The 26,559-nt window shown below is 34.1% G+C and carries 24 protein-coding genes; 10 read left to right on the top strand and 14 right to left on the bottom strand.

The window, feature by feature from the left end; translation table 11 throughout:
• Nucleotide 1: 1 nt before the first annotated feature.
• The 6 genes from BUB80_RS05665 to BUB80_RS05640 form a co-directional block, all read right to left on the bottom strand.
• Nucleotides 2-3,094 carry an efflux RND transporter permease subunit gene (locus BUB80_RS05665; RefSeq protein ID WP_073291751.1) on the bottom strand — a complete coding sequence of 1,031 codons (3,093 nt, stop codon included), beginning with the start codon at nucleotides 3,092-3,094 and terminating at the stop codon, nucleotides 2-4.
• A 19-nt stretch (nucleotides 3,095-3,113) separates the two neighbouring features.
• Nucleotides 3,114-4,268, bottom strand: a complete 1,155-nt coding sequence (locus tag BUB80_RS05660; RefSeq protein ID WP_228433696.1) for an efflux RND transporter periplasmic adaptor subunit — start codon at nucleotides 4,266-4,268, stop codon at nucleotides 3,114-3,116.
• Between the two features lie 78 nt (nucleotides 4,269-4,346).
• Complete coding sequence (gene mgtA / locus BUB80_RS05655) at nucleotides 4,347-7,049, bottom strand: magnesium-translocating P-type ATPase (protein ID WP_073291747.1); 2,703 nt, start codon at nucleotides 7,047-7,049, stop codon at nucleotides 4,347-4,349.
• Between the two features lie 101 nt (nucleotides 7,050-7,150).
• Entirely contained in the window at nucleotides 7,151-7,855 is a 705-nt protein-coding gene (locus BUB80_RS05650) for an MgtC/SapB family protein (protein WP_073291728.1), read from the bottom strand.
• 97 nt (nucleotides 7,856-7,952) lie between these two features.
• Complete coding sequence (locus tag BUB80_RS05645; protein ID WP_073291726.1) at nucleotides 7,953-9,320, bottom strand: HAMP domain-containing sensor histidine kinase; 1,368 nt, start codon at nucleotides 9,318-9,320, stop codon at nucleotides 7,953-7,955.
• Nucleotides 9,320-10,000, bottom strand: a complete 681-nt coding sequence (locus tag BUB80_RS05640) for a response regulator transcription factor (RefSeq protein WP_073291724.1) — start codon at nucleotides 9,998-10,000, stop codon at nucleotides 9,320-9,322. Before BUB80_RS05640 ends, BUB80_RS05645 begins: the two co-directional genes overlap by 1 nt.
• A 158-nt stretch (nucleotides 10,001-10,158) precedes the next feature.
• On the opposite strand from BUB80_RS05640, the gene BUB80_RS05635 reads away from it, so the two are divergent.
• Entirely contained in the window at nucleotides 10,159-10,845 is a 687-nt protein-coding gene (locus BUB80_RS05635) for a hypothetical protein (RefSeq protein WP_073291722.1), read from the top strand.
• Nucleotides 10,846-10,903: 58 nt separating this feature from the next.
• On the opposite strand, the gene BUB80_RS05630 is transcribed toward BUB80_RS05635, so the two are convergent.
• A complete protein-coding gene (locus BUB80_RS05630) occupies nucleotides 10,904-11,488 on the bottom strand; it encodes a DUF3109 family protein (RefSeq protein WP_073291720.1) in 585 nt (194 codons plus the stop codon).
• A gap of 35 nt (nucleotides 11,489-11,523) precedes the next feature.
• The gene (locus tag BUB80_RS05625; protein WP_073291719.1) at nucleotides 11,524-12,420 is read right to left on the bottom strand and encodes a DUF6427 family protein; all 897 of its coding nucleotides are present in this window, start codon (nucleotides 12,418-12,420) and stop codon (nucleotides 11,524-11,526) included.
• Between the two features lie 42 nt (nucleotides 12,421-12,462).
• Here BUB80_RS05625 and BUB80_RS05620 point away from each other — a divergent pair, with 42 nt between their 5' ends.
• A complete protein-coding gene (locus tag BUB80_RS05620) occupies nucleotides 12,463-12,696 on the top strand; it encodes a DUF6341 family protein (RefSeq protein WP_073291717.1) in 234 nt (77 codons plus the stop codon).
• Between the two features lie 75 nt (nucleotides 12,697-12,771).
• Here the strand turns inward: BUB80_RS05620 and BUB80_RS05615 are convergent, their stop codons facing one another.
• The 6 genes from BUB80_RS05615 to BUB80_RS05590 all read right to left on the bottom strand — a co-directional run bounded on the left by BUB80_RS05615 (nucleotide 12,772) and on the right by BUB80_RS05590 (nucleotide 16,797).
• The gene (locus BUB80_RS05615) at nucleotides 12,772-13,218 is read right to left on the bottom strand and encodes a universal stress protein (protein ID WP_073291715.1); all 447 of its coding nucleotides are present in this window, start codon (nucleotides 13,216-13,218) and stop codon (nucleotides 12,772-12,774) included.
• 59 nt (nucleotides 13,219-13,277) lie between these two features.
• Nucleotides 13,278-13,883 carry a fumarylacetoacetate hydrolase family protein gene (locus BUB80_RS05610; RefSeq protein ID WP_073291714.1) on the bottom strand — a complete coding sequence of 202 codons (606 nt, stop codon included), beginning with the start codon at nucleotides 13,881-13,883 and terminating at the stop codon, nucleotides 13,278-13,280.
• A gap of 380 nt (nucleotides 13,884-14,263) precedes the next feature.
• Complete coding sequence (locus BUB80_RS05605) at nucleotides 14,264-14,833, bottom strand: hypothetical protein (protein ID WP_073291712.1); 570 nt, start codon at nucleotides 14,831-14,833, stop codon at nucleotides 14,264-14,266.
• 9 nt (nucleotides 14,834-14,842) lie between these two features.
• Nucleotides 14,843-15,241 carry a putative signal transducing protein gene (locus BUB80_RS05600; RefSeq protein ID WP_073291711.1) on the bottom strand — a complete coding sequence of 133 codons (399 nt, stop codon included), beginning with the start codon at nucleotides 15,239-15,241 and terminating at the stop codon, nucleotides 14,843-14,845.
• 4 nt (nucleotides 15,242-15,245) lie between these two features.
• Nucleotides 15,246-16,010 carry a 3'-5' exonuclease gene (locus BUB80_RS05595; RefSeq protein WP_073291709.1) on the bottom strand — a complete coding sequence of 255 codons (765 nt, stop codon included), beginning with the start codon at nucleotides 16,008-16,010 and terminating at the stop codon, nucleotides 15,246-15,248.
• A 73-nt stretch (nucleotides 16,011-16,083) separates the two neighbouring features.
• A complete protein-coding gene (locus BUB80_RS05590) occupies nucleotides 16,084-16,797 on the bottom strand; it encodes a CDP-alcohol phosphatidyltransferase family protein (RefSeq protein WP_073291707.1) in 714 nt (237 codons plus the stop codon).
• A gap of 89 nt (nucleotides 16,798-16,886) precedes the next feature.
• Between BUB80_RS05590 and BUB80_RS05585 the strand changes: the two genes are divergently transcribed.
• The 8 genes from BUB80_RS05585 to BUB80_RS05550 all read left to right on the top strand — a co-directional run bounded on the left by BUB80_RS05585 (nucleotide 16,887) and on the right by BUB80_RS05550 (nucleotide 26,082).
• Nucleotides 16,887-18,818 carry an LTA synthase family protein gene (locus BUB80_RS05585; RefSeq protein ID WP_073291705.1) on the top strand — a complete coding sequence of 644 codons (1,932 nt, stop codon included), beginning with the start codon at nucleotides 16,887-16,889 and terminating at the stop codon, nucleotides 18,816-18,818.
• Nucleotides 18,819-18,969: 151 nt separating this feature from the next.
• Entirely contained in the window at nucleotides 18,970-19,386 is a 417-nt protein-coding gene (locus BUB80_RS05580; RefSeq protein ID WP_073291703.1) for a DUF2147 domain-containing protein, read from the top strand.
• 101 nt (nucleotides 19,387-19,487) lie between these two features.
• Complete coding sequence (locus BUB80_RS05575) at nucleotides 19,488-19,985, top strand: RNA polymerase sigma factor (RefSeq protein WP_073291702.1); 498 nt, start codon at nucleotides 19,488-19,490, stop codon at nucleotides 19,983-19,985.
• A gap of 1 nt (nucleotide 19,986) precedes the next feature.
• Entirely contained in the window at nucleotides 19,987-20,595 is a 609-nt protein-coding gene (locus BUB80_RS05570; RefSeq protein ID WP_073291700.1) for a hypothetical protein, read from the top strand.
• Nucleotides 20,596-20,695: 100 nt separating this feature from the next.
• Nucleotides 20,696-21,676, top strand: a complete 981-nt coding sequence (locus tag BUB80_RS05565) for a pyruvate dehydrogenase complex E1 component subunit beta (protein WP_054510417.1) — start codon at nucleotides 20,696-20,698, stop codon at nucleotides 21,674-21,676.
• Nucleotides 21,677-21,792: 116 nt separating this feature from the next.
• A complete protein-coding gene (locus tag BUB80_RS05560) occupies nucleotides 21,793-23,787 on the top strand; it encodes a KUP/HAK/KT family potassium transporter (protein ID WP_073291698.1) in 1,995 nt (664 codons plus the stop codon).
• Nucleotides 23,788-23,856: 69 nt separating this feature from the next.
• The gene (locus BUB80_RS05555; protein WP_073291697.1) at nucleotides 23,857-24,330 is read left to right on the top strand and encodes a Fur family transcriptional regulator; all 474 of its coding nucleotides are present in this window, start codon (nucleotides 23,857-23,859) and stop codon (nucleotides 24,328-24,330) included.
• Nucleotides 24,331-24,333: 3 nt separating this feature from the next.
• Nucleotides 24,334-26,082 carry an OstA-like protein gene (locus BUB80_RS05550; protein WP_073291695.1) on the top strand — a complete coding sequence of 583 codons (1,749 nt, stop codon included), beginning with the start codon at nucleotides 24,334-24,336 and terminating at the stop codon, nucleotides 26,080-26,082.
• The last annotated feature ends 477 nt before the right edge of the window (nucleotides 26,083-26,559 follow it).

Below are 26,559 nucleotides of genomic sequence, written 5' to 3'. Positions count from 1 at the left end.
TTTAATCTTTTTGTGTATTAAAATTTTGTCCCCATTTTCTTTCTATCAAATAATACAAAGCGGGTAAAGCAAACAGCGTAATAATGGTAGAAAATAACAATCCGTACACAATTACGGTGGCGAGAGGTCTTTGTACATCAGAGCCAATTCCTGTTGCTAATGATGCCGGAAATAATCCCAATATGGCAACGGTGGCTGTCATTAAAACAGGGCGAAAACGGTCTTTTGCTCCTTTTATAACGGCTTGTAGTAAATCTGTTCCTTCTTTTCTTAAATGATTAATATGCGAGATCATCAAAACTCCATTTTGAATAGCCACGCCAAAGAGGGCGATAAATCCTACGGCTGAAGATACATTTAAGGTCATTCCTCGAATATTTAAGGCAAGCATTCCACCGAATAAAGCCAATGGAACAATACTGATTAACAGCCCGGCCTGACGAAATTCTCCAAATGCTGCATACAATAAGATGAACATAATAGTTAATGCCAAAGGAACAATAAACGCCAATCTCGTATAGGCTCTGTTTTGGTTTTCAAACTGGCCTCCCCAAACAATATTATATTTGGAATAATCATACTTCACATTTTTTTCAATGCTGCTTTGGGCTTCTTGAAGCAATGAATTAAGATCACGGTTTCTTACATTTAATTTTACGGTTAAATGTCTTTTATTCATTTCGCGGGTGATGGTGCTTTCTCCGGTACTCAGTTTTATATCTGCCACCTGAGAGAGTGGAATTTTGGCACCCGTTTCTGAGGTCAGCATCAGATTGGCAATTTTATCAGGTGTATTACGGCTGTCATCATTATATCGGCAGATGATGTCGTAGACTTTATTTCCGATAAAAATTTGAGAGACGGCTTTCCCTCCGATGGCAACTTCTATTAATTCGGCAACCTTAGAAACGTTCAATCCATATTGTGCAATTTTCTCTCTGTTGGCATGAATTTGTAATTGAGGAAGCGGCGGCTCCTGATCAATGGCTAAATCAACCGCGCCCGGAACTTTTTTTAATGTTTTCATCACATCATCTGCAATTCTGCGGGTTTCTTTAAAATCAGCACCATAGATTTTTACTACAAGTTCACTGTGAGCTCCTGAAATTTTATCCATTACGCCATCAATCATCGGTTGAGAAAACCCTACAGAATAGCCGGGTAGCTTCTTATATTCTTGAGAAAGTTCTTCAATAAGATCATTTTTAGTTTTCCCTGATGGCCAGTCTTTATACGGTTTTATTCCTACAGAAACTTCGAAGTGGGAGGCGGTCCACGGGTCGGTCCCATCATCATTACGACCTGCCTGCACCATGATATAAGTAACTTCTTTGTGTTTCATTGTTCTTGCCCGAAGTGTATCACTCAATTCCTTAGATTTTTCAACCGAAATTCCGGAAGGCAATTGTACCTGCAGCCAAATGGAACCTTCATCTAAAGGAGGTAAGAAATCTTTGCCTACAAAATAGCTTAATGCTGCTGTTAACGATAAGATAATCCCTAATGGAATAAATACTTTTTTGGGGTGACTCATTATTTTCTGAATCCTGCTGTAGTAGATATTCGTTAGTTTTTCGAGCCATTTGTTATGGTATATTTTCTGTGGCTTGCGATAGATCATATAAGCCAATCCCGGAATTAACAATAAAGCAACTCCTAATGCACCTAATAAAGCATAGCCTACCGTAAATGCCATCGGCGTAAATAGTTTTTTCTCTACTCTTTCAAAAGCAAACAAAGGAAGATAAGCGGTGATGATAATAATGGTGGCGAAGAAAATAGGCTTTGCTACCTCTGCAGCGATGTTGGCAATACTTTTTTCCTTTAATTCTTCTTTAGGGTTTTCTTCTCTTTTCTTTAAAATAGCTTCCATCATAACGATAGCTCCATCTACAATAATCCCAAAATCTATGGCTCCCAATGAAAGTAAATTGGCGGGAATATGGGTGAAATGCATTAAAATAAAGGCAATTAATAAAGATAACGGGATGGTAATAGCGACTAATAAAGCGCCTCTCCAGCTTCCTAAAAAGATAATTAAGATCACAATAACCAACGCGACGCCTTCTAATAAGGTATGAGAAACGGTGTCGAGCGTCGTTTTTACAAGATCGGTTCTGTCTAGGAATGCGTGTATTTTTACCCCTTCCGGAAGCTCGCCATTGTTTAAATCTTTTATCGCCTGATGAACACCTTCCAAAACAACAGAAGGGTTTTGCCCTTTAAGAAGCAAAACAATTCCTTCTATGCTTTCGGAATAATTTCTTTTTCTGTCGCTATAACCTAATGCGCCTTTTCTTTCGAGGTTCCCATATTTTAATTTCCCAATATCATTCAGGAAAATAGGAACTCCCTGTTCTGTTTTTACAACAATTTTTCCAAGATCTTCAAGGTTTTTTACCAATCCGATTCCTCTTATCACATATCCCAAATCTCCTCTGGGAAGTACGCTGCCTCCTGCATTTACATTATTTTCTTCAATGGTGGCAATCACTTTATCTAATGAAAGATTGTATTGCTCTAGTTTTCTAGGATCAACTTCAATCTGAAATTGAGTCGTAATTCCTCCGAAATTGGTAACATCCGCAACCCCCGAAACTTGTTTGATGCGCGGAATGATTGTGAAGTTTTGCAGATCTGTTAATTGACGCAGATCATGATGGTCACTTTCTATAATATATCGGTAGACTTCTCCTACAGGTGAGGTGAGCGGATCAAGACCTGGCACGGCGCCATAAGGTAATGCTACTTCTGCAAGCCTTTCGCTGATACGTGTTCTGGCAAAATAATCATCGATGCCATCATCGAAAACAATGGTAATCATAGACAGCCCAAAAGTACTTTTGCTACGCATTACATGCATTCCGGGTAAACCATTTAAGGCACGTTCTACAGGAATGGTGATTTGCTGTTCTACTTCTTCTGCTGCTAATCCAGGAACCTGCGTTACTACCTGAGAAGTAACATCTGCAATATCCGGATAGGCTTCAACAGATAATTGTTTCCATGAGTAATATCCAAAAAATCCCAACAGGAGAAAAAGGGCCGCCATGACCATGCGTTTTTTTATCGAAGTATTGATAAGTTTATTCATGTGATTTTTTTTTAAACAGTTATTTAGCTTCCAATAAATAGATACCACCGTTGGATACAATGGTTTCTCCTGCCTTTAGCCCTGATTTCACTACGATTTTTCCGTCAGAAGTTCCCTGAGTTACAATCTTTCTCTTTTGATATTTGTTTTTTCCTACTTCCACAAAGACAAACTCATCATCATTTTCCTGAAGCACTGCTTTTGAAGGAAGCAATATGGCAGATGAAGGAGCGTCTGTAAGATGTACGGTAGCATACATCCCCGGTTTTAGATCTCTGTTTTTGTTGTCACATTCTATTAATACTTCAATGCTTCGGGTTTCTTCGTTAACGATGTCATTGATGTGATATACTTTACCGATGATTTTCTTGTCCGGGAAAGCATCTACATTCACCTCAACATTATCCAGTTTGTGGATAAATCGAATATCTTTTTCTTTTACCTGAGCCACCACCCAAACTTTGGAAAGCTCGGCAACGATGGCTACAGGATCCGCATCTTCTTTTGAATAATTACCGATGACCATTTTGTTGATCACAACATCTCCCGCGATAGGAGAGGTGATCACTAAAGGTTTTCCTAAACTTGTTTTTTCAGGATTTACATTGAAAATCTTTAAAGCGGCGGCAGCATTGAGCATTGCTGATCTTTTGATCTCATATTCGGTATTGGCTTCCTCTAATATACTTTTGACTCCCACGCCGTGTTTGAAGAGATCTTGTTGACGTTTTTTCGTTAATTCGGCTTGTTTTAATTCTTGCTTACTGTCAAAATATTCTTTTTGAGCAGTGGAATAATCAGGTGAACTGAATTCAAAAAGGGGAGAACCCGGTTGCACGGATTGTCCTAATCGAACAAAAGATTTTAGAATTCGTCCGGTAAAAGGAACTCTTATTTCCGCCAGATTGTTCGGAATAGATTGTACCGTTCCTGCAGTGGTTAATTCTAAATTAAAAGATTGTTCGGATGTTTTTAAAAGGCTCAAGCGGCTTTTAATACTTGATTTTTCAACAAGAGTAATGATTCCATTACTCACCGTATAATTCTTATTATTTTCCTGATCATCCTTGTCTTTACTTTCATTTTTACAAGAATGTAAAGCAAAAGGAATCACTGCCAATACGACAACAGTTTTCATGTTGCTGATGATTTTGACTAGGGTATTATTCATCATATTTTTAAATTTTATTGATATAAATTAATTGTCCCAAAATGGGAGTTGATTAGAAAAGAATGAAATGTTATTTTATATTTATAGCCAGCTGTTGAACCTTTTGATAAACCAGTTTTTCACCAATTGGGTCAATAAACAATAGGATAAAAGAATCCCTACCAACCATGGGAAATAACTTAAAGGCAGAGGCTGTAATTTTAGCCCGGCAGCAAATGGAGAAAACGGAATGAAAATTCCAATAACCATAATTAAAGAAGTTAATGCAACAACGGGTGCAGAAGCCCAACTTTGGATAAATGGTATTTTCCGAGTTCTTATCATGTGAATAATTAATGTTTGAGAAAGCAATCCTTCTACAAACCATCCACTTTGAAATAAAGTCTGATGCTCAGGGCTGTTCGCTTTAAAGAAATAATACATCACCGCATACGTAATAAAATCAAATATGGAACTTATCGGACCAATAAAAAGCATAAATCTTCTAACGTCTACTGCATCCCATTTTTTAGGTTCAGTTAAAAATTCTTCATCCATCTTATCCCAAGGAATGGAGATCTGAGAAACATCATATAATAAATTTTGTATTAAGATGTGTACAGGCAACATAGGAAGGAAAGGCAAAAAAGCACTTGCTCCCAGCATACTGAACATATTTCCGAAGTTGCTGCTGGCTGTCATTTTGATGTATTTAATGATATTTCCAAATGTTCTTCTGCCGTATATAACTCCTTTTCGAAGCACCATTAAATCTTTTTCCAACAGAATAATATCTGCGCTTTCTTTGGCAATATCTACGGCGGTATCTACACTAATTCCAACATCAGCTTGCTTCAAAGCGGCTGCATCATTAATTCCATCTCCCATGAAACCTACCGTATGTCCTTTGTCTCGTAAAGCTTGTACCACTCTTACTTTTTGTAGCGGATTCAGTTTTGCAAATACAGAAACTTGATCTATTTGCTCAGTTAATGCTTCTTCTGACATATCATCAAGCTCATGTCCATTGATGATATGATGAACCGGAATACCAACATCTTTACATATTTTTTGCGTAACGATCTCGTTATCTCCCGTTAACACTTTCACAGTAACACCCAATTTATGCAATGCTTCAATAGAAGGCTGTGCTGAAGGTTTAGCAGGATCTAGGAAACCAATAAATCCGGTTAACGTCATATTTTTTTCATCTTCAATGGAGTAGGTTAAAGGATGAAGAGAATCAAACTCTCGGATGGCTACCAATAATACACGAAGTCCTTCTTCATTCATTTTTTTTGAAGTGTTGAGAACGGTATTGCGCATGGTATCATCCATTTTAACGGCTACATCATTTTCAATATGAACGCTGCGGTCTTCTCCCGGATCAAAGGCATGGCTGCATAATTCCAGCATTTCTTCTACGGCACCTTTACAGATTAACAAATGTTTCCCATTGTGCATTTTAAGGATGACAGACATTCTTCTTCGTTGAAAGTCAAAAGGAATTTCATCTGCTTTAATGTACTGTTCATCCGCTTTCAGATAATCATGAAGTTCGATGTGTTCTAAAATAGCTTTGTCCATTAAACTTTTTAATCCTGTCTGATGAAAACTGTTTAGATAGGCCCATTTCAATACTTCATCATCTTCGGTGCCTAGTACATTCAAATGTTTTTCAAGAACAATTTTGTCGAGTGTTAATGTTCCTGTTTTATCGGTGCAAAGAATATCCATCGCTCCAATATTTTGGATGGCATCCAATCTTTTTACAATCACTTTATGCTTACTCATGTTTACTGCTCCTTTGGCAAGATTAGCCGTAACAATCATGGGTAACATTTCAGGGGTTAATCCTATGGCTACGGCAACTGAGAATAATAAAGCTTCTAACCAATCGCCTTTTACAAATCCATTGATTAGGAAAATAACAGGAACCATGACAAGCATAAAGCGAATCAGAAGAAAGCTCAGTTTATTAATACCTTTATCAAAAGCTGTTTCCGGTCTTTCAGTGATGATTGATTTGCTGATGCTTCCAAAATAGGTGTATTTTCCTGTGGCTACAATCAAAGCAGTTGCAGAACCACTTACTACGTTGGTTCCCATGAAGCAAAGATTATTAAGCTCAATGATCTGCTTTTTTTCAGCGTCCCGAATCGGAAGATGATTTTTTTCTACCGGAAGCGCTTCACCGGTCAACATGCTTTCGCTAATGAAAAGGTCTTTGCTTTGCATAATGCGGCAGTCAGCAGGAATCATATCTCCGGCAGAAAGGTGTATTACATCACCAGGTACCAATTCACTGATCGGAATTTCTTTTTTTTCTAAAAATTTACGTTTTACCGTAGCGGTGGTTTTCACCATGCTTTTTAGTTTATCGGCAGCGCTGTTGCTTCGGAATTCCTGAATGAAACGGAGCAGTGCACTAATAAGAATCATAATAGAAATGACGATCAATGTTTTAAAATCACGTTCTTCTTTTGCGGGTAACCAGATATCAATGATAAATGAAACAATGGCAATGATAATTAATATATAGATAAACGGATTTAAAAATGATTTTAATAACTGCAGATACCATGCAGGTGCTTTCTGATGTTGTATTTCGTTGGTTCCAAAGGTTTGGATACGGTCATTAGCTGTTACCTCACTGATTCCTTCTTCGCTGGTTTCAAGCATAGCATAGATGAAATTCTCGTTTTGTTTGGAAGCATTTTGCAGCTTAGTGATGGTTCCTACGTTCATTCCGTTGGATGTAATCGCAGAATGAAAAGGGTTTTTCGCTTTAAAGTTTAGTTTCATAATAATAGAGTGTATTATTAAGTAAGAATTAGTATGAACTGTAGAAAATAATAGGGGCTGAATAAAAGGGAAATCAATAGACAATAATTGAATAGGAGGGTCTACAAATCAGATTGTGTGCCTATGATTTCCCAACTGACTTTCATTACTTTATCTTCTATCGTGAGCCTGCTGGCAGCTTTTTCTATTAAACTATCTTGTGCTGTTAAGGTTGTAATAATCGCGGTGATGATAACGCTTGACAAATCATCAGTATCGTCACTGGATAATGATTTCATCAGAAGTTTTTCATCATTTCCCAACATTTGCATGAGCAATATGCGGATATGATTTTCTACTTCGGGTCTGCATTTTATGGTAAATAAATAATCGGTTTGGGCGCCGTTTGAAGTATGGAAACTTAATTTATTTAATAGAATACCTAAAGGTCTTAGGATGATATGAGAAAGCATAATAGCGGCTGTAACAATGGCTGCCTGGCCATATAATCCCATCCCACATAATGTTCCTACCGCTGCAGAGCACCAGATGGTAGCAGCGGTGTTGAGGCCATATACATTAAGCCCATCTTTCATGATGACTCCGGCACCAAGAAAGCCAATTCCACTTACGATGTATGAGGCTATTCTTCCTACAGCATCCCCTCCAATTTCTAAGGAAAGTAATAGGAAAGCAGTAGAGCCAAGAGATACCAGTGTGTTGGTTCTTAGTCCTGCACTTTTTTGTCGCCACTGTCTCTCGATGCCAATAATAGCACCAAGGAGCAGACTGCTAAAAAGTCTTGTAGTGAATTCTAATAGTTCCATTTGCTACCGTTTTTAATTGTGGGTGCAAAGGTCTGTATCCCTTTCCTGAAAGGCAGTTAGAGAATCTACAGAAAAAAATTAGAATTTTATTAGAGAATTAAAGATGAGGTAGCTCAATGATAAAAGTAGTGCCTTGATTGAGTGAAGATTGAACACTTATTTTCCCTTCATGAAGGTTGATGATTTTTTGGGTAAGAGATAAGCCAATCCCATTTCCATCTGCGAACGTTTTATTTTCTCCGCGGTAGAAAGGGGTAAATATGTTTTCTAAATCGGTTTCAGTAATACCGATTCCTTTATCAGAAAACTTCAGGATTATTTTTTTAGCATCAAATAAAATAGAAACAATGCTCTGCTTGTCATTGGAAAATTTACAACCGTTTTCGAAAATATTAATAAAAGCTACATTCAAAAGATATTCATTTCCGTTCACTGAAATCTGATGATCATCTTCAAAATCATTTTCAAAGTGAATATCAATTTTATAGTCGGAGTTGGCTTGAAGGGTTTGTTTTCGGGCATCCAATAAAACTTCATCAATACGAATGGGTTTAAAACCGATCTCTGAACGATCATAATTGGCTTTTGCTAAATCTAATAAACTGTTAGAAAGGCGTACCAGTTTTTTAGCATCCGTCAAAACATTATGGATAACCGTTTTATATTCTTGAATATTTCGTTCTTTATTGCCGGAAATTTCGAGTTCTGCAATCATAGCTGAAAGGGGAGTTCTGAGCTCATGAGAAATATTAGAAACAAAATGTTTTTGAGAGTCAAAAGAGTTTTCTAATCGATCCAGCATTTCATTGAATGTGTTCGCGAGTTGGGAAAGCTCATCTTTACTATTATAGCTTACCAAGCGGAGATCCAAATTGGTTGCAGAAATGGTTGTTACTTTTTCCATCATTTTTTTGATAGGCATTAATATCCTACTTGAAAACAATGTTCCCGCAATATAAATAATGACTAAAGACGTAAAAAATACAATGATGATGGTCTTTAGAAGATCGTTCAGCTTATTATAACCGTAAAGATCATACGCTGCAGAAGTAATTAAATATTCTTTGTATTGGTATTGGTAAACAATCCCTACAACCTGCCATTCTCCCTGATAAAAACTGATTTGCTTTTTTAACCGAATATTTTGCAGCATTTCAGGAGTTTCTTTTACAATATCGCTATCTACAGCATCGTGATAGATGAGGTTAAAATCTGTATCATAGATGGCGACTTCTACTTCGTTCAGTATATTTCGGTTGTTATGGTAAATTTCCTGGAGCGTCTTTTTATCCACATGAGCATTGAGAAAGATATTGGCTTTGGTATAAGCTTCTTTTTTCAAAAGATTATAAAATTCTTTTTCCCGGCTTTCTTTGGCAGAAGTATACACCACTAAAGCAAACACCAATAGAATAGTGACTGTAATTGCGGTAAACAATAAGGTGATTCTGGTCTTAATCTGCATTATTTATTCTTTAAGATAAATCCCATCCCGGATTTGGTATGGATCAGTTTTTCTTCAAAATCTCTATCGATTTTCTTTCTTAAATAATTGATATATACATCAATAAAATTCGTGCCTGTGTCAAAATGCGTGTCCCAAACTTTTTCTGCAATTTCTACTCGGGATAATACTCTTTCCGGGTTTTGAATCATGTATTCCAACAGTTTAAATTCTTTGGGTGTGAGATTGATTTCCTGGTTTCCTCTTTTTACAATTTTAGTACTTAAGTTCATTTCAAGATCAGCAAAGCGGAGGATAAAACCGGTGTTGTTTACGGTTTTATGATTGCGTTTAAGCAAAGCTCGGATACGGACTAACAATTCACGCATCTCAAAAGGCTTTACCAGATAATCATCAGCTCCGGCGTCAAAACCTTCTACTTTATCATCTGTAGTTCCTAAGGCGGTGAGCATAATGATAGGAAGTTCAGGCTTGGTCTGGCGAACCTGTTTGCAAAGATCAAGGCCATCCATTTTGGGTAGGATAATATCTGTAATAATGAGATCATAATCGTTTTGCAGAGCCAATTTTTTGCCTGAAAGCCCATCGTAAGCCAGGGTTGCAGTAAAACCATGCTCCTGCAGCCCTCTGTGAATGAGATCTGCAACGCGTAAGTCATCTTCTATTACCAGTATATTCATGCAAACAAATTTAAGATTTTATTATATTGTTTTAAGAAGATAGGGGAAATTATCATTTTAATTGGTTTAATAAGACAGATTTTTAACACTTTTTTATTACAAAACAAGCAGATTTTATATCAGTCAATATTCCTATATTTACGCTTTAAAATTCGTATATGAAAAAGATCATCATCCCGTTTTTCTGTGCTGTACTATTTTCCACATCAGTAGCTGCGCAAAAAACAACTGCTGCTCCCGCTAAAACGGAAGCTGTAAAATCAAAACTAACCTCCAAAGAAGTTATAGATAATTATCTTAAAGTTTTGGGTGGAAAAGATAAATTAGAAGGCGTAAAAAGTACCATCACAGATAATACGCTTTCTGTACAAGGGATGGAAATCTCTATGACGACTAAAAAAATGGGTAATAAATTCAAATCTGTACAAACAGTAATGGGACAGACAATGACTCAGCTTTTTGATGGAGAGAAAGGATATTTTGACCAAATGGGACAAAAAAATGATATTCCTGCAGACAAAGTTGTTGAACTTAAAAAAAGCAAGACAATTGATGCATTAGGGTATGATCCTGCTAAATTTCCAAATGTTACAGTAGAAAAAATAGATGGAAAAGATTACAATGTTTTAGCTTCAGATAAAGGAAAATATTATTTTGATGCTTCTACTTCTTTATTGCATAAATCTAGTTCTGAGGAAGGAACAGCAACAATCAAAAGCTATATGACAGTAGATGGTATCCAATTCCCATCTGAAATTGAAGCTGAAGGAAAAGGTCAGAAGATTACAATTAAAACAACAAAAATTGTAATCAATTCTGGAGTTACAGATGCAGATTTTAAATAGAAATATTTAATTTTTAACGATAAAAAAGCCGCAAATCACTGATTTGCGGCTTTTATTTTTAGTTGCCATATTCTTTCTTCCATTCATCGGCAGCTTCACTTAGAACACCGTAGAATTCTTCACCATACTTTCTTATTAATGGTGTTTTTAAGAATTTGTAAATAGGAACCTGAAGTTCTTTTCCTAGTGTACAAGCATCGCTGCATACATTCCACTCATGATAATTCAAAGCAGTAAATGCAGAATATTCTGTGACACGGATAGGATAGAGGTGGCATGAGATTGGTTTTTGCCAATCTACAGCGCCATCTTCGTAAGCCTTTTCAATTCCACATTTTGTAATTCCTCGTATATCATATGTTACATAAGCACATTCACGGTCTTCAACCATTGGCGTTACGTACATTCCGTCCGAAGGATCTGTTGTCCAAGTTCCTTGCTCTTCAACAGCTTTGATCCCTTCTGGAGTAAGGTAGGGCTTTATTTTATCAAAAATTGAATCTAAAATTTCCAGCTCATCTTTATCTAACGGAGCACCTACATCTCCTTCCACACAACATGCACCCTTGCATTTGCTAAGGTTGCAAACAAATTCTTCGGAAAATATATCCTCGGAAATCAATTTTTCGTCTATCTGAATCATAATCTTTTTTTATTCAATCGAAATAAATACCTGTTTTAAAGGTAACTTACTACTTTAAAAGTAACTAAACTAATAAGGATAAGCCATATGCTTACTTCCTGCATCCAATATTTAGGTAAAAACTTTAGCATCCTGCTCAAAATAATACTTGCAGGAAATGCCAATAGTAATAAATATTCATAGCTCGTATTCATATAAAATATAATAGTAACAAGCTGAGCTAATGAAAAGACCAGTAGAAAAGTATACTTATATCTGCTTATCGGGCTTTTTTTATTATAGTTTTGGAAATGGTCATATACTGCGTAAATCAGCATTAAAGCAATCGGGATTAAAGGTAACAGTTGAGTATAATCTGTTATGATTCTCATTTTTCCAAATGGGAAATAATCAAGATTCCAAGAGGTAAATCTAAAGAAATACATGATGCAAAAGTAACTGAATGCTATTAGTAACACCCCAAAAATAAACCTGAAAATATTTAATACAATCTTCTGCGAGGTAGCAATAAGGTGAATGATCACAAAAACCGCCATTGGCCATGTTGTTGGCAGAAAAATAAAATTCAATGCGATAATGGAGCCCACCAATACATAAGATTTCTTTCTAAGATCTTCATCTGTGCTTGTTAAAAGTAATAAAAGAAAAGAATTGGTAAGAAGTGCAACTGCAATTCCAATATCTAAATTGCCGGGATACAACCCGAAAATAAAGAATGTATATAAAAATAAAGGCAGGTGTGTCTGATAATTAAGAGCAATGCTATGAAAGCAAAAATATCCCAAGGCAATTCCCAGAAATGTTATCCCTGCTGTAATTGTCTCTTTTGTGTTGAAATTCAATATGTTAAATACGATTACGATTAAAAGAAGAAAACCAATATAAACAGGAATTGAAAAAATATTGCTTTCTTTTGAAAGTAATTTAAACATTTTTTATAAATTTGTACAAAGTTAATTTAAAAAAGGAAAATAATGACGTCTTTCTTTCTATTCTTAAGCAAAGTTTTCAAATGGTCTTTCGGCTTTTTTGAGTCTTTCGGAAATGTTTTAAACTGGATCTTATTTGCTGTTTGCTGTGTGATGTTCACATATTGGTGCTATGTACTAGTAGCGACACTAGGTGGTGATAAAGATAAAGACTACTATTCTCCAACAGAGGGTAAAAACCCTTATTATGATCCTACGATCTACAAAAAAGAAGGTTAATTAATTGGTTATATAGTAAAAAACCGATCAAAACGTAAGTGTTTGGTCGGTTTTTTTATGAGTAACGATTAAAATTTAATGAGTGTGCTCGTGGATTGGAAGTACCAAAACAGGAATATGAGAATCTTTCGTCAATCCTTTGGTTAAACTTCCTACAAATACATCATAGATGCCACTTCTTCCGTGTGATCCCATTACAATGTAATTGGCATTTTTTGTTTTACAGTATTCCAGAATAATATCTTTTGCAATTCCTTGCTTCAAAAGGTGTTCACAATCTACATTATGGGCGATAATTCTTTGCTCAATTGTATTTAGTTGAACCAATTCTTCCCTTATTTCATTAGCTTCCACTTCAGGAAAATACTGAAATCCCATATCTCCGATGGCAAAACCAATATCTGAAGGTGCAACATGAATTAGAAAAATTTTACCGTTGATTTCTTTTGCGAATTTTATAGCCCCATCTACAAGCTGTTCTGTTTTATCCCCAAAATCTACGGGCAGTACAATATTTATCATAACCTTTAATTTTGTTATCTAAAGATAGCAAAAAATTGTTAGACCTGGTATTAAATTACTTATAATATTCGGATATCCAGAATTTTTTCATCTTCAAGATAAGCTTCCAAAATATCATTTTCATCTACTTTTCCAACCCCTTTTGGAGTACCTGTGAAAATAAGGTCACCCACTCTTAACGTGAAATATTGAGAAGCAAATGCAATGATATCATCAAATGAAAAGATCATATCTTTTGTATTCCCGTCCTGAACTTTTTCTTTATTTTTTAATAATGAAAATTGAAGACCGTCAAGATTATAATTCTCTTTTTTAAAGAAGTTTCCAACCACAGCAGAACCGTCAAAACCTTTGGCAAGCTCCCATGGAAGACCTTTAGATTTTAACTCGCTTTGAAGATCTCTAGCCGTAAAATCTATTCCCAACCCAATTTCTTCATAATGTTTATGAGCTGTTTCTTTCTGGATGTATTTTCCCCCTTTTGAAATTTTCAAAACAACTTCCAGTTCATAATGAACGTCATTTGAAAATTCAGGAATATAGAAATCATTTCCTTTCAAAACCGCGGTATCGGGCTTCATAAAAATAACGGGTTTCTCAGGAATTTCGTTTCCTAATTCTTTCGCGTGTTCACTGTAATTTCTTCCGATGCAGATTATTTTCATAACTTTTTATTTAGGTCATTGCGAGAAGCGAATGCAAGTTTATGCTGAGCTTGTCGAAGTAAAGCAATCTCACAATTATTTTTACTTTATTTTTTAGCTATTGAACTATTTTTTTGAATAGCTGTTTTATTTATTTTTGAAGCAATTTCCCGCTTTCCGCTTTATCTTTTGTTCCGCTGCGCTACACAAAAGGATGCCGCTGCAATCGGGGCTAGGGTTTTAGTCTTTATTTCAGTCTATCACCATCAAATCATCATTTCGTTTGTCATATTGAAAAGAGTACCTAAACAAAAGAAGTAGAGAGCAGTAAGGATATTGTGAAGACCTGTACTGAGTTTGCCGAAGTAAATGAATCTCAACTTTATTTAATGTTAATGATTTTATTCAACAACTGCTTTAAAATATCCTTTCCCTTCTTCGAAATATTTTTCTGGTCCGTATCTTTTCTGGATCTTTAGCTCGATGTATCCAAAAATACTATCCCCTTTTTTATAAGAATCTTTGTTAAGAATTAGCTTTTTATTTAGAATTTTATAATATTCTTCGCTTTCAAAAAAATCAAAAGGTTTTATAACATCCGTATAATAATAAGGAGATAATTTATATCTGTTATTTACAATGTCAATATCATATCCACCACCACTAAATCCATCTCCTATCGAAAGATATATTTTCAAAAAAGGCCTATAATTATAGACTGAACAACTGAAATATTGGCCCTCTAAACTATCTATTTTTATTCTAAAATTATTTGTTTTATTTTTATCACTTTCTCCTCCAAAAATAGATTCTTGCTTTTGGTGATCAAACGTTTTATAAATTGCTTGTTTAGGTAAGTTTTCATCAATGATAATACTTTTCCATGTGATGTAAAAGTAAGCAATAACAAAAATAGGTATCGATAAAACACCTATTAAGATATACATAAAGATTCGCTTAGCAATCTTCATACTTTTATGTTAATGCGTAAACTCGTTCTCGCAATAATAGCAGATGAATTTATGACTTGTTAAAAGAGAAACACCAAAAAAGCTTGTTGCGCTGTCGTCTCTGTAAATATGGTTGGAACCACATTTTGGGCATACAAAATCAAACTTAGGATCTGCAATGGTATGTTCTACTTCTAGTGAAATTTTTTCATTTTCTGCATAATTCTGTAAAGCTTCTTTTGCTTTTTCTACATCTTCCTCAAAAACCTGCAACTGAATTCCACCTACAGCCTGCGAAAGCAACCAATCCGATTGAATAAGATTTTCATTAGCAATGAAGCTGTTGATCTCATTTTCAGTCAAGATCTGTTTATCTCTATTGGCTTCAAGAGCAGTCTCGTAAAATTTAAACTTAACTAATTCTGACATATGATTAGAATTTACCTGACAATTGTATTTTGGTGAAAACCTTCTTGGTGTAAAGAGGGAAATCGGCATTTTGAAGCCATCCGTAATATCCAAGATCTTTTTGGAATACTGCTTTTACCCCCTGACCTTTATATTTTCCGAAATTGAAAACGGGTTCCATTTTATCATTATAACCGATGAAACCTGCTAAATCTGCATTCTTATTATGGAAAGTGAATTCACTTAAAGGAGCAATTTCATTCGGAATATCATCATATTTTCCTATCTGAGCATCTAAAACTTCGAAAGTTGCCATTACATCAGCTTCAGCCGAATGTGCATTTTCAAGAACTTTTCCACAATAGAATTGGTAAGCAGCGCCTAAATTTCTAGGCTCTTTTTTATGGAAGATGGTTTGAGCATCAACAAGTTTAAATTTACTTAAATCAAAATCAAGTTCAGCTCTTAAAAGTTCTTCTGCCAATAAAGGAACATCAAATCTGTTTGAATTAAAACCACCCAAATCAGCACCTGAAATCATTTCCATTACTTTTGAAGCGATTTCTTTGAAAGTTGGAGCATCTTTTACATCTTCATCATAAATTCCGTGAATTTGGCTAGATTCTACGGGAATTGGCATTTCAGGATTTACTTTCCATGTTTTGCTTTCTCTTGAAGCATCAGGATTTACTTTTAAAATACAGATTTCAACAATTCTGTCTTTAGCAATATTGGTTCCTGTTGTTTCTAAGTCAAAAATACAAAGAGGTTTATATAGTTTTAAATTCATTTTGTTTAATTTGAAAATTTGATAATATATTTAATTTGAAATGATGTGATTAAAAGCTTCTAGCATCTAATTTCTAACTAAGTTGTTTTTGAAATACTAATGATACTAATATATAATAAATAACAAGCATTGGAATTCCAACGATCTGAAAGATAGCCAAAATAGCAATTCCGCCTACGACTAATATGAGTTTAGCATAATTATCCTGAATCTTTTTTGATTTGAATTTCATTGCCATCATTTTTATTGGGCTGATCAACAACCAAGAAGTAATAATGGTTAACAGAACCAATAACAGTTCATTTTCAAAAAGGAAACTGAAAGAATTGGTTTCTTTGAATGCATAATACAGGCCAAAAAGTAAAACGGTATTGGTTGGTGTATTTAATCCTTTGAAATAATAGCGTTGTTCTTCATCCAGATTGAAAATGGCAAGTCTTAAACAAGAAAAAAGAGTAACAAGCAATCCGAAATATTTGATTTCAAAAGGAAGGTGAAGCCCTAATAATTCGGTTCCGAAAGGTTCTAATGCTTTATACATTGTTAACCCGGGAATCAAACCAAAGCTCACCATATCAGCAAGAGAATCCAGCTGAAGTCCTAGATTTGAATTTGATTTTAAGGCTCTTGACACAAATCCGTCAAAAAAATCAAATATTGAAGAAAGAATAAGGCAGATCGCAGTCGTCTGATAATCACCTAAAATAAGATGAATGGCACCCACACAACCAGCAAATAGATTGGCTAGCGTTAATGCATTGGCCAGATTATTTTTAATGAAATTCATAATCGCAAAATTACTGTTTTTGAAAATTCTAACTCAAAATTTTATGCACTAAAAAATAGATTAATATGAATTTGATGTAAATTTGCCAAATGAAATTTTTTAAAGAATTTAGAAAACAGGAAGTTCTGGTACTTTTATACCGGATTTTTTTAGCATACTTTTTTTATCAGATTGCAAGATTTTTATTTTGGTATTTCAATAAAGAACTGATAAAAGTTGATTCTGTATCCGATTATTTCGGCTTGGCATTTCACGGGATTGCGTTTGATACAACGGCGATTTTATATGTGAATGCACTGTTTATTCTGCTAAGTTTGGTTCCGATTGTTATTAATACCAAGAAAGGCTATCAGAAAGTGCTTTTCTGGTTGTATTTTGTAACAAACGGTATTGCTTATGCCATGAATTTTGGTGATTTTGTGTATTTTAAGTTTGCGCAGACAAGGTTGACTTCTGCTGCGCTTCAGGTAGCGCAACACGAATCTAATATTTTCAAAGTTTTTACAGCTTCGATTGTTCAAAATCCTTTTATATTAATATGGTTTGTTGTGTTGATGTGGCTGTGGATTTTCCTTTACAAAAAAGTAAAAATTGAAGAACGCAAACCTGTAAAATTAATTCCTTATTTTATTTTATCAATCGTTACGCTTTGTTTGACTGCGGTTTTATGTGTTGGTGGAATTCGTGGGGATTTCAAACATAGTACAAGGCCAATCAATTTGGTGGATGCAAACCGCTTTGTAAAAGTTCCATCACAGGGAAATCTTGTTCTGAATAGTACTTTTTCATTTTTCAGAACCCTAAATACAAATAATTTTAAGGAAGTTCATTTTGTAGATGAAAAATTTATTGATGAAAATATTCAGCCTTATAAAATTTACGATAGAAAAGTGGCTAATAAGCCTAATATTGTAATTTTCATTGTTGAATCTTTCGGTAGAGAATATTCCGGAGCTTTTAATAAAGATAAAAATATAAAAGATTATGTTTCTTATACTCCGTTTATTGATAGTCTGGCAAGTCAAAGTTTGATTTTTCCTAATATGTTTGCGAACGGGAGACAATCTATTCATGGGATGAGTAGTGTTCTGGCGAGTATTCCTAGTCTTACGGATGCGTTTACGAGTTCACCGTATTCTAATCAGAAAATACAGTCCATTGTTTCGGTTTGTAATGATTTAGGCTATGATACATCATTTTATCATGGCGCACCCAACGGTTCTATGGGCTTTTTAGGCTTTGGAAATATTTTGGGTTTTAAACATTACTTCGGAAAAACAGAATATAATCACGATGAAGATTTCGATGGAATGTGGGCTATTTGGGATGAACCTTTTTTACAGTATTTTGCTAAAAATGTGGGAAAAACTCAACCATTCATGGCGACAGTTTTTACAGCATCTTCTCACCATCCGTTCAAAATTCCTGAAAAATATCATGGTAAATTCAAAAAAGGGAAAAATCAAATGCATGAGCCTATTCAATATACTGATTATTCCATTAAAAAGTATTTTGAAACGGCTAAAAAACAACCTTGGTATAACAATACGATCTTTGTTTTCACAGGAGATCATCCTAATGAAATTTACTATCCTGAATACGAGAAGGCAATGAATCGTTTCGCAGTTCCGCTTATTTTGTATTCGCCAAACCCTGAATATAATTTAAAAGGAGTAAATACTGAAGAAGCACAACAGATTGACATCTATCCAACTTTGGCTGATCTTATAGGATATAATAAAAGAATAAGAAGTTGGGGAAGAAGTTTGGTAAGCGATAAAAAATATCCTGCTATTATTGCGAATTCAGATGGTACTGTAGAACAGTTTATGATTGGAAATTACATTTACCGCTTTGATGGTAAAAACGTAGTGGGAATTTTTGATAAATCAGATCTTGGTTTAGAAAAGAATCTGATGGATCAGTTGAAGAATAATCCAGAGGCTGAAAAAGGTCAACAGATTGCTAAAGCATGGTATCAGGATTACATGAATAAGATTATCAATAGAAAATTATATTAACGTTTAATACGTGTTTAATTCTGAAAATTGGTATCTATATTGTTATATATGCTTTGGATAATAAAAATTTTTGTTTGTTTGAAATTAATTTATATTTTTAGCATTAATATAGACAACAAAATATTGTATTGGAATTAAAACGATAAGAAATATGAAAAAATTATTATTAACATTAGTATTTTCTTTATTTGGTGTATTATCTTTTGCACAAATTGAAGGGAAGTGGAAAACAATTGACGATGAAACTAAACAGCCAAAATCTATCGTAGAGATCTATAAAAAAGGAGATCAATATTATGGGAAGGTTTCTCAATTGTTAATAAAACCAGCAAATCCTAATTGTGTAGATTGTAAAGACGACAGAAAAAACAAACCAATTTTAGGGATGGAAATCATTAGAGGTTTGAAAAAAGATGGTGATGAGTTCACGGGAGGAACAATTACAGATCCTAAAACCGGGAAAACTTATAAATGTACAATCACAAAAAGCGGAGATCTGTTAAATGTGAGAGGATATGTAGGAATATCTTTAATGGGAAGATCTCAAACTTGGCAGAAAGTTAACTAATCAAGTTTATTATACAATTTACAACGGCATTTCATTATTGAGATGCCGTTTTTATTTTGCAAAAATCTGTAACGAAAAAATAAAGTGCACACTTATAGTATATGACCACAAATTTGGAAAAGACATTCATACATTTTTTGAAAGAAAATCAAAGGCTTGTACATAAGATATGCAGGATATACACCGATAATGTACAAGATCATGAAGATCTTTTTCAGGAAATTACCATTCAGCTTTGGAAGTCCTTCCCGGGTTTTAAAGGGGAAGCAAAATTTTCAACATGGATGTATCGTGTAGCCTTGAATACAGCAATTACATTATTTAAAAAGCCTAAGAAAAAAGATGTTCAACATTCGGATATAGATATTTCATCATTAAAAATAGAATATGAAACCTATGAAGATGATGAATATAAACTTAAAAAGATGTACAAGGCAATTTATGAACTTTCAGATATTGAAAAAGCATTAATCATGATGTATCTGGAGGATAAACCTTATCGAGAAATTGGGGAGATTCTCGGAATAACAGAAGGAAATGCTAGAGTGAAAATGAATAGAGCCAAAAACAATTTAAAATTAAAACTCAACACAAAATAAGATGGAAGAATTAGAACTTTTAAAGAAAGACTGGAATAAAGAATCTGATGAATTTAAAAACTATTCAGAAAAAGAACTTTATGAAATGATAAAACAAAAATCTGTTTCGGTTACCAGAGTTTTATGTTTAATAGGCTTAATAGAAATTGTTCTTTGGGCAATTTACGGATATATTGACGAAGAACTTCCTATCCTCAGAATTGTTTTGTTTGCCGTATTTTTTGCTTTGATTATTTATTTTTATTTTAAAATGAAAACTGAAGAAAGCTCAATATCACTAATGAAAAGTATTTTAAATACCAGAAAAATAATTTTTGGATATGCCGGAATTTCTTTCCTTTTGATTATTTTGATGAATAGTATTGATTTTAAACATAATACCAAAGATTTCATGGCTGGGCTTAATGATGGATATAATCATAATAATCTTCATACTACGAATTCTGAACGCATGACTCCTGAACTTGGAAATTATATAGTCTTTGGAGTGGTTTTAATTATTACGACATACTTATTATATATAATTTACAAAAAAACATACGGGAAAATACTCGTTGATCTCCAGAAAAATTATAAAGAATTGAGTAAAGTAGAGGAAAACGAGGTTTAAATAAAATGAATAAAGCCATATTTCACTCAATGAGATTTCAATTTTGTTATGTTAATAATAAAAAAACACTATTTTTGTAGTCTAAATTTTTCAAATAAATATGGCAGAATATACTTTTCGTGAGGTAATTGCGCAAGCAATGAGCGAGGAAATGCGTAAAGACGAATCCATCTTTTTAATGGGGGAGGAAGTTGCAGAATACAATGGTGCGTATAAGGCTTCAAAAGGAATGTTGGATGAATTTGGTCCTAAGAGAGTAATCGATACACCAATCGCTGAGCTTGGTTTTACAGGGATTGCTGTAGGTGCTGCGATGAATGGTAACAGACCAATTGTAGAGTATATGACGTTCAATTTCTCATTAGTAGGTATTGATCAGATTATCAATAACGCGGCTAAGATCCGTCAGATGAGTGGTGGTCAGTGGAACTGTCCGATCGTTTTCAGAGGTCCTACGGCTTCTGCAGGACAATTGGGAGCTACACACTCTCAGGCTTTCGAAAACTGGTTTGCAAACGTTCCTGGTCTTAAAGTAGTAGTTCCTTCAAATCCTTACGATGCGAAAGGATTGTTGAAAACAGCTATTCAGGATAATGACCCGATCATTTTCATGGAATCTGAGCAGATGTATGGTGATAAAATGGAAATTCCTGAAGAAGAGTACTATTTACCAATCGGAAAAGCAGATATCAAGAGAGAAGGTACAGATGTAACTTTAGTTTCTTTCGGAAAAATCATGAAGTTGGCTATTCAGGCTGCTGAAGATATGGCTAAAGAAGGAATCTCTGTAGAGGTTATTGACCTTAGAACAGTTCGTCCTTTAGACTTTGATACCATCTTAACGTCTGTAAAGAAAACAAATAGATTAGTTATTTTAGAAGAAGCTTGGCCGTTTGCGTCTATTTCTTCTGAGATTACCTATATGGTACAACAGAAAGCATTTGATTATTTAGATGCGCCAATCAAGAGAATTACTACTCCTGATGCTCCTGCACCATACTCAGCTGCATTATTTGCAGAATGGTTCCCTAAACTTGAAAAAGTGAAAGAGGAGATCAAAAATGCGATGTACGTTAAATAGATATAATAGAAAAAAGCTTCCGAAAGGAAGCTTTTTCATTTATTCTATGCATGAAGAAAAGCACCTAAGGTCATAAATTTAGTATAAATTTGCGCACTTAAAATATATAAGCTGATATGGCAGAAGTTACAGAAGGTGGTCATCATTTTGACATTAAAAAACTTTCTTTTTTTGGGGTTCTAGTTTCTTTAGGAATTGTTTTTGGAGATATTGGAACATCACCGCTTTACGTAATGAAAGCAATTGTGAATGCAAGAGGTGCAAGTAGTAATATGCCTTTCAATGAATATATAGAAGGCGCTCTTTCTTGTATCATCTGGACGCTTACCCTTCAAACTACCGTAAAATATGTTATCATTGCCTTAAGGGCAGATAATAAAGGGGAAGGAGGTATTTTAGCTTTATTTTCATTAGTTAAAAATCTTAAAAAAGGCTGGCTATACCTTGTAGCAATTGTTGGTGCCGCCGCATTGGTTGCAGACGGTGTCATCACACCTTCACTTACCGTAATGTCGGCTATTGAAGGTCTAGAGATATATAACCCTCATACACCTGTTGTTACAATTACTATTGGAATTCTGATTCTAATCTTTGTTGTGCAACAATTTGGAACAAGCTTTATTGGGAAGTTTTTTGGCCCTGTAATGGTGGTTTGGTTCTTGGTGTTGGGAGGTTTAGGAGTTATGCATTTAACTGAGAATTTTGAGATCTTAAGATCTTTCAATCCATATTATGCTTACAAGCTTATTGTAAACTCTCCGAGTGCAATTGTTATTCTTGGAGCTGTTTTCCTTTGTACAACTGGTGCAGAAGCTCTTTATTCAGATTTAGGGCACTGTGGTGCTAAAAATATTAGAGTGAGTTGGGCCTTCGTTAAGATCATGCTTATTTTAAATTATCTTGGGCAAGGGGCTTGGCTTTTAACGAATTATGCGAAACCTGGTTTCTCTGTAGTAAATCCGTTTTTTGGAATTATGGAAGAATGGATGATCGTTCCGGGAGTAATTTTAGCGACTGCTGCAGCAATTATTGCGAGTCAGGCTTTGATTACAGGTTCGTTTACCATATTTTCTGAGGCTATGTCACTTAACCTATGGCCTAATCAAAAAATTGATTATCCTTCCGGAGTTAAAGGACAAATGTATATCCCAAGAATCAATTGGGGACTTCTTATTCTTTGTATCATTGTGGTTCTTCACTTTAGAGAATCGGGGAAAATGGAAGCGGCTTATGGTCTTTCCATTACAGTAACGATGCTAATGACAACCATATTGTTAATTTTCTGGTTGCTAAAACACAGAATAAATAAATTGTTAATTTTATTTTTCGCTTTAGTTTATTTATCTATCGAATTAGGATTCTTTAGTGCTAATATTATCAAATTCTTCGAAGGAGGTTGGATCACAGTTATCTTAGCAGGATTCATCGGAGTTTGTATGTACGCTTGGTATAACGGAAGATTAATTAAAACTAAGTTCATCAACTTTGTAAAGATAGACAGCTATGTTTCAATTATTAAGGATATGAAATTGGATGAAACTATTCCTAAATATGCTACCAATCTTGCCTATTTAAGCAGAGCTAAAAGAAATGATGAAGTAGAATCTAAAATTATTTATTCTATCATTAAGAAACAGCCGAAAAGAGCAGATCATTATTTTATTCTAAGTATTGTAAATCAGGAAGATCCATTTACTTTTAAATATACAGTTGATGAGATTTTACCAGGAACGGTTTATAAAGTGAACTTCCTTTTAGGGTTTAAGGTTGACCGAAGAATTAATGACTATTTCCATATGGTTTTAAAGGATTTGATGGCGGATGGTGTAATTCCGTCAAAAAGTAGCCACCCTTCTCTAAGAGCTCATAATATCCCGCCAGATTTAAAATATGTGGTAATAGACAATACCTATATCAACGATATACTTTTAACTGTTAAACAGAAAATTACACTTAATATATACAACTTTGTGAAGTATATTGGAAGTGATGATTTCAAATCATGGGGAGTTACCTCACACAATGTAGTGGTGGAATCTGCACCGATTACAGAATTAACGGTTTATGATAATAAAATTGAACAGGCAGAATTTTTACGCCACAATAGTTAATATCCTTTAACGAAAGAGTCTGATATTTTGTTTAAATAAAAATCGATAAATTTGTAGATAATTTTTTTAATGGATACTTTACAAAAAGAAAAAAATATTGCTTTAATAAAAGATGTTTTAAGAAACTACTTATTAGAAAAGGGTTTCAGAAACACACCTGAAAGATATACAATATTAGAAGAGATTTATGGTATGGATCATCACTTTAATGTGGATGATCTGTATCTTTTGATGATGCAAAAGAAATATCATGTTTCTAAAGCTACCATTTACAACACAATCGAAATTTTCCTTGATGCAGGGCTGATTCGTAAACATCAGTTTGGAGAAAAAACATTAACGTCCTCATCTTACGAGAAGTCTTATTTTGATAAGCAGCATGACCATTTGGTGATCTACAAAAAAGATTCAGATAAGGAAATAGAAGAGATCATAGAATTTTGTGATCCAAGAATTCAGGGAATTAAAGAAGCAATTGAAGGTGCATTTGGCGTAAAAATTGATTCTCATTCGCTATATTTTTATGGCACTAAGAATGATTAATCAATGAGACTGTTTTTTTTCCTATTCATTTTTATTTCAACGATTACTCTTGCGCAAGACAAACAAAAGCCTGCGCAAAGGGATCCGTATTTACAAAATCCAGTCAAGAACCCACAACAGGTTCAGCAAGCAAAGCCTGAGGATAAGGTAAAAATCATCAATGCTGATGAAATTATTAAAGATCCTAAAATGTATGACGGTAACCGTTATATGAAGGGTAATGTAAAATTAGAGCATCAAGGTTCTATTCTTACTGCTGATGAAGTGATTTTATATGATGAAGAAAATTTTGTAAAAGCAATAGGAAATGCAAGGCTTCAAAACCCAGATGGTTCTGTAATTACTGCAGGTGAGATGGAGTATGATGGAAACACTCAAAAAGGGGTTGCCAGAAAAAATGTAATACTTACCGATCCTAAACAGACAATTAAAACAGAGATTTTGTATTATGATAAGCTTGCTAATCAGGCATATTTTAATACAGGAGGTACTATTTCTGATGCCCAGAATACAATGTACACAAAATCTGCAACGTATTTTTTAGATACAAAACTAATAGACTTTGTTGGGAATGTGAAAATTGATAGTCCGGATTATATCATAGAAGGACCCAATATCAAACAAAATCAGCTTACGAAGATCGCAGAGTTCTTTGGACCTACTACGATTACCAATCGTGCAAATCCCAAAAACCGTGTTTACACTGAAAGAGGGACTTATAAAATGAACACCAAAGAAGCTTTTCTTAATAAAAATTCTAAGATTTTTTATAATGATAAGATTCTTACCGGTGATGATATGTATTTTAATCAGCTGACAGGTTTTGGAAAAGCTACAGGTAATGTAACCTTAGATGATCCAAAAGAAAGAAGATGGATAAAAGGAGGTTATGGAGAAATTTTTGAAAAGAAAGATTCTGCGATGATGACCAAGAATCCTTATGCAGTAAAAGCGTTTGAAAAAGACTCAATGTATTTTGCGGCAGAAAAAATTATTTCTTACCAAAGACCTGATTCTTTAGATATCAAAGTTAAAAAAAGCTTCTTAAGGGCTTTCAGAAAAGGACGATTCTATAAATCTAACGCTCAGGGAAGAGCAGATTCTCTTGCTTTTAATGAAACCGACGGTGTTATGCACATGTTTACAAAACCTATTCTTTGGAGTGGAGAAAAGCAAGTGACAGGAGATAAAATTGAAGCCTATTTTAACACTCAAAATGAAAATATAGATTCATTAAAAGTAAAAGGAAATGCCTTTGCAATTAGCAAGGTTGATTCATTAAGTATGAAAGATGAATTTAACCAAGTAAAAGGAAGGTTAATGACTGTTCATTATCAGAATAATGATATTAAAGAAGCTACGGTAATAGGAAATGCACAGGCAATAAGCTATGCTGATGATGTTGATCAGGCTACAAAGCAACCTGAAAGAATCGGGATCTCTCTTACGTCTTGCGGGATTATAGATGCTTTATTTGAGGAAAAAGTAATGCAGATTGTTTCCTGTAATATCGGAGCTACTTCAGATACCTATCCGATGAGTAAGATTGAGCCATCCAAACGTAAGTTCCCAGATTTTAACTGGAATACAAAGGATAAGATAAGGAAATGGCAGGATATATTGGTAGATACGCCAAATTATGAGGAAATAAAGTACGAAACTGAAAGTTCTCTTTATGATAAGGCTCAAGAAGCTATAGACAAAGAGAAAGCTAAAGAAGAAGCTAAAAAACCTAAACGTACCAGAAAATAACTACTGAAAGATAAAAAGGTGAAGACCTTACAATTAAAAAAAGCCCATTTTCATCTCGGAAATGGGCTTTTTTCTGTATAAAATATAAACGATTTCAAATATTTTCAAAATTTATTTTTTATAATTATTCAAAATTTTGTGAATGAAAAACATTTATTAATACGGGCTTTTCTATTGGTGATTTTTTATTTCAAATGATAATGAGATATATTGTTTTTAAAATTTGATGTTAAAGTTTGAGTTATTCTTATAATGAATGATATTATTTTATATATTTAATGCAATGAAAGAGTCTTGTAACAAGCATTTGAGCAAGATCCTTTTTTGAGTTTTTTTTCACTGTGATTAGTGGAAATATATATTAATATTTTGTGATTTGGTGGGTCACTCTTAATGAAAAATTAAGAGTGATTTTTTTATTCTGTCACGATAATTTCGGCGTTTAATGAATGTTTTTTAGCTTTGCTAAAATTTTAC

The organism is Chryseobacterium polytrichastri, assembly GCF_900142445.1.
Taxonomy (GTDB): domain Bacteria; phylum Bacteroidota; class Bacteroidia; order Flavobacteriales; family Weeksellaceae; genus Chryseobacterium; species Chryseobacterium polytrichastri.
The sequence above is the reverse complement of the archived record's forward strand: the minus strand, read 5'-3'. Positions and strand labels throughout refer to the sequence as shown.

Bases quoted from the DNA above. Each gene is read 5' to 3' on its own strand.
- BUB80_RS05665 (WP_073291751.1), bottom strand. From the start codon at position 3,094: ATGAATAAACTTATCAATACTTCGATAAAAAAACGCATGGTCATGGCG.
- BUB80_RS05660 (WP_228433696.1), bottom strand. From the start codon at position 4,268: ATGATGAATAATACCCTAGTCAAAATCATCAGCAACATGAAAACTGTT.
- mgtA (WP_073291747.1), bottom strand. From the start codon at position 7,049: ATGAAACTAAACTTTAAAGCGAAAAACCCTTTTCATTCTGCGATTACA.
- BUB80_RS05650 (WP_073291728.1), bottom strand. From the start codon at position 7,855: ATGGAACTATTAGAATTCACTACAAGACTTTTTAGCAGTCTGCTCCTT.
- BUB80_RS05645 (WP_073291726.1), bottom strand. From the start codon at position 9,320: ATGCAGATTAAGACCAGAATCACCTTATTGTTTACCGCAATTACAGTC.
- BUB80_RS05640 (WP_073291724.1), bottom strand. From the start codon at position 10,000: ATGAATATACTGGTAATAGAAGATGACTTACGCGTTGCAGATCTCATT.
- BUB80_RS05635 (WP_073291722.1), top strand. From the start codon at position 10,159: ATGAAAAAGATCATCATCCCGTTTTTCTGTGCTGTACTATTTTCCACA.
- BUB80_RS05630 (WP_073291720.1), bottom strand. From the start codon at position 11,488: ATGATTCAGATAGACGAAAAATTGATTTCCGAGGATATATTTTCCGAA.
- BUB80_RS05625 (WP_073291719.1), bottom strand. From the start codon at position 12,420: ATGTTTAAATTACTTTCAAAAGAAAGCAATATTTTTTCAATTCCTGTT.
- BUB80_RS05620 (WP_073291717.1), top strand. From the start codon at position 12,463: ATGACGTCTTTCTTTCTATTCTTAAGCAAAGTTTTCAAATGGTCTTTC.
- BUB80_RS05615 (WP_073291715.1), bottom strand. From the start codon at position 13,218: ATGATAAATATTGTACTGCCCGTAGATTTTGGGGATAAAACAGAACAG.
- BUB80_RS05610 (WP_073291714.1), bottom strand. From the start codon at position 13,883: ATGAAAATAATCTGCATCGGAAGAAATTACAGTGAACACGCGAAAGAA.
- BUB80_RS05605 (WP_073291712.1), bottom strand. From the start codon at position 14,833: ATGAAGATTGCTAAGCGAATCTTTATGTATATCTTAATAGGTGTTTTA.
- BUB80_RS05600 (WP_073291711.1), bottom strand. From the start codon at position 15,241: ATGTCAGAATTAGTTAAGTTTAAATTTTACGAGACTGCTCTTGAAGCC.
- BUB80_RS05595 (WP_073291709.1), bottom strand. From the start codon at position 16,010: ATGAATTTAAAACTATATAAACCTCTTTGTATTTTTGACTTAGAAACA.
- BUB80_RS05590 (WP_073291707.1), bottom strand. From the start codon at position 16,797: ATGAATTTCATTAAAAATAATCTGGCCAATGCATTAACGCTAGCCAAT.
- BUB80_RS05585 (WP_073291705.1), top strand. From the start codon at position 16,887: ATGAAATTTTTTAAAGAATTTAGAAAACAGGAAGTTCTGGTACTTTTA.
- BUB80_RS05580 (WP_073291703.1), top strand. From the start codon at position 18,970: ATGAAAAAATTATTATTAACATTAGTATTTTCTTTATTTGGTGTATTA.
- BUB80_RS05575 (WP_073291702.1), top strand. From the start codon at position 19,488: ATGACCACAAATTTGGAAAAGACATTCATACATTTTTTGAAAGAAAAT.
- BUB80_RS05570 (WP_073291700.1), top strand. From the start codon at position 19,987: ATGGAAGAATTAGAACTTTTAAAGAAAGACTGGAATAAAGAATCTGAT.
- BUB80_RS05565 (WP_054510417.1), top strand. From the start codon at position 20,696: ATGGCAGAATATACTTTTCGTGAGGTAATTGCGCAAGCAATGAGCGAG.
- BUB80_RS05560 (WP_073291698.1), top strand. From the start codon at position 21,793: ATGGCAGAAGTTACAGAAGGTGGTCATCATTTTGACATTAAAAAACTT.
- BUB80_RS05555 (WP_073291697.1), top strand. From the start codon at position 23,857: ATGGATACTTTACAAAAAGAAAAAAATATTGCTTTAATAAAAGATGTT.
- BUB80_RS05550 (WP_073291695.1), top strand. From the start codon at position 24,334: ATGAGACTGTTTTTTTTCCTATTCATTTTTATTTCAACGATTACTCTT.